At 65.1% G+C, this 1478-nt stretch carries 1 protein-coding gene; it reads left to right on the forward strand.

Annotated features, from left to right (window positions below; all coding sequences use genetic code 11):
- On the forward strand, positions 1-1328 hold a 1328-nt coding region (locus tag R4P47_RS24970; protein ID WP_317786071.1), incomplete at its 5' end, for an IS1380 family transposase.
- Positions 1329-1478: the final 150 nt, after the last annotated feature.

Raw genomic sequence — 1478 nt, forward strand, 5'->3', positions numbered from 1 at the left:
ACGCCGGAGCGGTGACACTGCTCCGCACCGTCGACGTCACCGGACTCACCACTGCCCTGTCCCGGAACCTGTCACCGTGGCGGAAACCGTTGGCGCACTTCGATCCAGGCAAGATCATCACCGACCTCGCAGTGTCGCTGACACTCGGCGGGGACTGCCTCGCCGACATCGCCACCCTGCGAGAACACAGCGCCGTGTTCGGGAAAGTGCCCTCCGATCCGACCGTGTCCAGACTGGTCGCCGCACTGTCCGCCGATGCACCCGCAGTGCTCACCGCGATCGACACCGCTCGTGCATACGCTCGCGCCGCGGCCTGGAAACATGCCGGCAAGCACGCACCCGATCACGACATCACCGCCCAGAACCCGATCGTGATCGACCTCGACGCCACCCTCGTCACCGCCCACTCGGAGAAGGAATCTGCAGCTCCGACCTACAAACGAGGCTTCGGATTTCATCCCCTGTTGGCGTTCGTCGACCACGGCACCGACGGGACCGGCGAACCCGTCGCAGCACTGTTACGGCCGGGCAACGCCGGCTCGAACACGGCCGCCGATCATATCGAGGTCACACGAAAAGCTCTGGCACAGTTGCGCTCTGCGACCGGATCTCGTCCGGGCCGAACGGTGATGGTCCGTACCGACGGTGCCGGAGCCAGCCACACATTCATGACCTGGCTGCACAACAAGCGGGTGTCGTATTCGATCGGCTTCGGACTCACCGATGCCATGGTCACCGCGCTGAGCGCGGCCCCCGACAGCGCTTGGTCCGTCGCCGTCGACCACGCCGAGAAGGTCCGCGATGGTGCGTGGGTCATCGACGCCACCGGCCTCCTCGACCTCACGACGTGGCCGACCGGGATGCGCGTGATCATCAGGAAGGAACGCCCCCACCCCGGAGCACAGTTGCGGTTCACCGATTCCGACGGTCTTCGATTGACCGCGTTCGCCACCAACACCGTGCGCGGTCAGATCCAGGATCTCGAACTGCGGCACCGTCGCCGCGCCCGCTGCGAAGATCGCATTCGCACCGCCAAGGACACCGGACTGACCAACTTTCCGTTGCACGGGTTCGATCAGAACCGCATCTGGTTGGCGATTGTCCAGCTCGCTCTGGACTTGATGGCGTGGACTCAGATGCTTGGCTTCACCGACCACGAAGCGCGCCGGTGGGAGCCGAAACGTATTCGCCTGCGGGTGTTCTCGATCGCGGGACGCATCTCGATACATGCCCGCCGCATCCACCTGAAGCTGTCGAAGAACGCGACATGGTCGACTCTGATTGTCACCGCATTGACGCGGATGGCGGCGCTACCCGCGCCCGCCTGACCGGACTTCACCCGACCCGACGACAACGAAAGAAACCCGACCTCGGGCTGTGGATCCGAGCGCTGCCGATCGACATCGGCCGCGCCATCGTGCGCCAACGGGGTTCGAAGCGCAATCTCGACCGGCTCAGGCCGGCACATCACCGTGGAG

Source organism: Rhodococcus sp. IEGM 1370 (assembly GCF_033142325.1).
In the GTDB taxonomy this organism is placed as follows: domain Bacteria; phylum Actinomycetota; class Actinomycetes; order Mycobacteriales; family Mycobacteriaceae; genus Rhodococcoides.